The following is a 400-nucleotide window of genomic DNA, read 5'->3' on the forward strand; positions in this document are numbered from 1 at the left end:
GAAGCGGAACGAGGCACCGCGATCGTCGTTATTATCGAGCCCGTCAATGGTGATGTTGTTGGAGTAGGCTGCGCCACCCGACAGGCCGAAGATCCCGGCCTCCTCGGGGGTCGTGCCAGGGGTGCTAATTCCTCGTCTGCCGCGGTCGTTCGCTAGATCACGCGTTGAAAGCTGCTCCTCGCTGGTGCCGCCGAGCGTCAGTACCAAGTCGAGAGGGTTCCGCGACTCGTTCGGCAATTCCTCAACCTCACGCTGGGTGATGGTGCCCCCCACGACGGTCCTGGTAGTGTCGACCGCGGGCGCGTCATCATTCCCCACCGTCACGACCGTTTCGGCTTGAACGCTGGCGGGGGCCAGGGTGAAGTCGAGTTGGAGGTTTTGGCCGGAGACGGTGGTTAGG

General features: G+C 63.2%; 1 protein-coding gene. It reads right to left on the minus strand.

Going from position 1 to position 400, the window contains the following annotated elements; genetic code table 11:
* Positions 1–400 (minus strand): hypothetical protein (locus tag CBF90_RS18495; RefSeq protein ID WP_172407899.1); only part of this gene is annotated, 400 nt, incomplete at both ends.

It is taken from the genome of Microbacterium sp. AISO3 (genome assembly GCF_002204305.1).
In the GTDB taxonomy this organism is placed as follows: Bacteria; Actinomycetota; Actinomycetes; order Actinomycetales; family Microbacteriaceae; genus Microbacterium; species Microbacterium arborescens.